At 59.7% G+C, this 3,710-nt stretch carries 5 protein-coding genes; all 5 read right to left on the reverse strand.

Annotated elements, in window-relative coordinates:
* Positions 1 to 102 precede the first annotated feature (102 nt).
* Positions 103 to 1,188 carry a tRNA dihydrouridine synthase DusB gene (gene dusB, locus NW829_RS11850; RefSeq protein WP_414331927.1) on the reverse strand — a complete coding sequence of 362 codons (1,086 nt, stop codon included), beginning with the start codon at positions 1,186 to 1,188 and terminating at the stop codon, positions 103 to 105.
* 16 nt (positions 1,189 to 1,204) lie between these two features.
* Positions 1,205 to 1,420, reverse strand: a complete 216-nt coding sequence (gene rpsR / locus NW829_RS11855; protein WP_011433239.1) for a 30S ribosomal protein S18 — start codon at positions 1,418 to 1,420, stop codon at positions 1,205 to 1,207.
* Positions 1,421 to 1,449: 29 nt separating this feature from the next.
* On the reverse strand, positions 1,450 to 1,644 hold the full coding sequence (gene rpmG / locus NW829_RS11860) for a 50S ribosomal protein L33 (protein ID WP_011433240.1): 195 nt from the start codon (positions 1,642 to 1,644) through the stop codon (positions 1,450 to 1,452).
* Positions 1,645 to 1,735: 91 nt separating this feature from the next.
* Positions 1,736 to 2,599 (reverse strand): RDD family protein, encoded by an 864-nt coding sequence (locus NW829_RS11865; protein WP_414417162.1) that lies wholly within the window; start codon positions 2,597 to 2,599, stop codon positions 1,736 to 1,738.
* Positions 2,600 to 2,628: 29 nt separating this feature from the next.
* Positions 2,629 to 3,597 (reverse strand): ribonuclease Z, encoded by a 969-nt coding sequence (gene rnz / locus NW829_RS11870; protein ID WP_414417163.1) that lies wholly within the window; start codon positions 3,595 to 3,597, stop codon positions 2,629 to 2,631.
* Between the last annotated feature and the right edge of the window lie 113 nt (positions 3,598 to 3,710).

The raw sequence follows: 3,710 nt of genomic DNA on the forward strand, positions 1-3,710 counted from the left end.
TCCCAGCAGCAGGCGCAATAGCCTTTTTCGGGGCCACAGGCTACAGCCAAGGCAGACGTGAGGCGATTTCCAAGCAATTTCCAATTGTGGGGATCCTTGGAGCTACGCCCAACCGGCTTCAGGGAGAAGGTCGACCTCCTCGGTGGTTTTAATGGCCTCTTCCGGTCGAGGTGTGGCTTCTTGGCAGCGCTCCATGGCTTGAAGAAGCAGGGCTTCCCCTTCCTGCACCGTCTCAATGCGACAGAGGAGAGCACGGAATTGAGAGGCTCCGGCAAAGTCTTTGATGTACCAAGTCATGTGCTTGCGGGCCTGACGGATGCCACGTTCTCCCTTGTACTCCCAGAGACCGCGCAGATGCTCTAAGGCCATTTGAATCCGCTCCAGGGGAGTGGGGGCCGGTCTTTCTTGACCGGTTTTCAGGAAGTGATCGATTTCCCCCACCAGAAAGGGATAGCCCATGGTGCCACGGGAGCACATCACCCCATCGGCGCCGGTTTCCTCCAGACACTTCACCGCTGCGGCTGTCGAGAAAATGTCCCCATTGGCGATGACGGGAATGCGCAGGTGCTGTTTGACGCGGCGGATCCAGTCCCAGCGGGCTTTGCCGTTGAAGCCTTGGGCGCGTGTCCGGGCATGCAAGGTGAGCAGTTGCGCCCCTGCCTCCTGCAGACGGTGGGCAAAATCCAAAATGTTGATCTCCTGATCCGACCAGCCCAGGCGCGTTTTTACGGTTACGGGCACCTCCACCGCTTTGGCCACCGCCTCCACAATTCGTGCTGCCGTGTCGGGATCGCGGAGCAGAGAAGAGCCACCGCCGTTTTTGGTAATCTTGTTCACCGGGCAGCCCATGTTGATGTCCACCAAGGTCGCCCCTTCGTCCACCGCCATGCGGGCTGCTTCCGCCAGAAAGTCGGGCCGACAATCAAACAGTTGGATGCCAATAGGCTGCTCCCCCTCGCCGACCTCCATGATGCGGGGCAACTGGCGGGCATAGTGCAAGCCGGTCGCGCTGACCATTTCCGTGTAAACCAAGCTGTGGGGGGCAAAACGGCGCACCAGCCCTCGAAAGACTTGGTCGGTTACCCCTGACAGCGGCGCCTGAAAAACGCGGCTCAAAACTTTTACCCCGCCGATATTGAGGGGCTGGGACAAGCGGGCTTGGAGTTCCGGCGAAAGCTGCAGGCCCATCGGGATCCGGAGAAAGCTATCCCTCTTTGTTGACAAAGTAAAGAAGACCCATGATGCGCGCTCGTTTGATCGCGGCAGTGAGCTCCCGCTGTTGTTTGGCAGTCAGGCCGGTGATGCGGCGGGGCAAGATCTTGCCACGCTCGGTCACAAATTTCTTGAGCAGCTCCACATCGGTGTACCTAATGGGCTCTCCCGGCTTGATGGGAGACAGGCGGCGGCGAGCGTAAACCATAGGTCAGGAGAACGGCGAAACGGCTTGAACTACTTAATCTCTTTGTGGACGGTGTGGCGGTTGCAGTGGGGGCAGAATTTCTTCAGCTCTAAGCGGGCTGTTGTGTTGCGGCGGTTTTTGGTGGTGGTGTAGCGGTTCACACCTGGAGAACGTTTGTTGACGTTGGTGCGGCACTCGGTGCACTCCAGGGTGATGATGATGCGGGCACCCTTTGCTTTAGCCATGACGGATCCCAAGACGAAGGTAAACGGCAATGAGGAAACTGCAATCCCAGATCCTGAGGCTGGAGATGGGGGTTTACCTCGATAAGCGCGATCACCAATTATCCAACTTTTCCTTGACGGAATCAACCCAAGTTTTCACTTGCTTGCCCGTTTGTTGCCGTAGGCTACGGGCGTTGCGATCCACATCTTTGCTCAGGCGCTGCAACTGCTTGGACAGATCCCGCACGGTGTCATTGCGCTGGGCTTGGCGCAGCAGGTCGCGAGCAGCCGATTTGACGTCGTCAGCAGCGTCCCCCTCTAGGATGTCCTGCAAAAACTGCAGGACTTTTTCATCCAGGTGATAGCCCCGCTCCGCTTCCACCACTAGGGTACGTCCGGCGCGGTCGTGAATGGTTTGGCGTTTTTCCTTGTCGAAGACGGCAAACAGCCCATCCGCAGCCAGAGGCACCAGCAGGGCCTCTGTAAGCACAAAGAGGGAGAGCACTCCCTCTCGAGCCAGAGAGCGAACCAGGTGCGGCGAGGCTTCGGTTTCGGGATCCAGGGTTTTGATGTTCAGCAGCCATTTGCCGAGGCTTTGGCCCTCAGGACGGGACTGGAAATAGCCGCGGTTCACCAGCCAGGTGGCGAAGAAGGCGAGATAGCCGGTCATGTCCACGGCGCCTGCATTGGCCCCTACCAGAGCAGCCAAGCCTTGGGCTAGGTAGGAGATCCCCAGCCCCAGCCCAAAGTCGAGGGCAAAGGCCCCAATTCGTTTGCTCCAGGGAGCCAATTTCGGCAGGGGTTCTCCCTCAGCAGCCGTTTGCGGGGCTGGCCGCTCGGCTTGAACCGGGGGCAGAGAGGTGGCAGGAGGCAAAGCGCTGAAGGCTCGCCATTCGTTGGCAGTTTGATCCAGTTGTTCGGTTTTGGGCCGCTCTGGAAATGGGGGACGTTCGGGGTAAGGTCTGGGATCCGTCATTGCCGGTTGAGACAGTCAGTTCTACCATTCTAGCGAGGCAAGCCCACACCCACGGGCAGAGGGGACGGGCTGCGACGGGGGATCTCGTAGGTCAGCCGATCGCGGGCCAGCATGGTATTGGGGAAAATGGCCTGAGCTTCTGCCAGTAGGTCTTCCAAGGTAATGGGGGCTTCTGGGGTGTAGCGGGGGCTGAAGTGGGTGAGGATCAAAGCTTGGGCCTTGGCTTCGGCGGCCACTTGGGCGGCCATGGCGGCGGTGGAATGCTTAGAGCGGCGGGCCAGCTCCAAGTCAGCCTGAGCGTAGGTAGCCTCGTGGATGACCAGATCCGCAGCCCGGGAGAGATCAACGGCATTGCGGCAGAAAATCGTGTCGGTGCAGTAGGAGAATTTGCGGCCCGGAATGGGATCCCCGACATAATCCCGTCCGTGAAAGCAGCGGCCCTGCCAGATGATGGATTGGCCGGCCTTGAGCTGCCCATACAGAGGGCCAAAGGGGATCCCGTCGGCCTGGGCTTTGGCTGCATTGAAGCTGCCTGGCCGATCCTGTTCCACCACGCGGTAGCCGAAGGCGGGCACCCGGTGATCCAAGGGCGCGCAGAAGACGGAGTATTCCGGCTCTTGCAGGATGAGACCGGTTTCGACGGTGTGAACGCGGAAGCCGTAGGGGATGCGCGTCTCGCTGTAGCGCAACACGGCCTTCAGGTACTCTTCCAGGCCCGGCGGGCCGTAGATATCGATGTGCTCAGGGGTGCTGCCCAAGCCACAGGAGGCCAACAGCCCCGGCAGGCCGTAGATGTGATCCCCGTGCATGTGGGTGATGAAAATGCGGCGCAACTGGCTGGGGCGCAGCTCGTCTAGGCGCAGCAACTGGTGCTGGGTGCCCTCGCCACAATCGAACAGCCACCATTCCGACCGCTGGGGAAACTGCACCGCCACCCCAGAGACATTGCGCTGGCGGGTGGGCATGCCGGAGCTGGTGCCCAAAAAGGTGATCCGAATGGCATTGGGATCTGTCACAGGGGCAAGACCTCAAGGATTGGGATCCCTAGCTTACCAATTGCTGATACATTTACGCTGAACACTGCTGAACATCACTGTTCAACTATGCAGCG

It is taken from the genome of Synechococcus sp. R55.8 (assembly GCF_047461895.1).
Classification (GTDB): domain Bacteria; phylum Cyanobacteriota; class Cyanobacteriia; order Thermostichales; family Thermostichaceae; genus Thermostichus.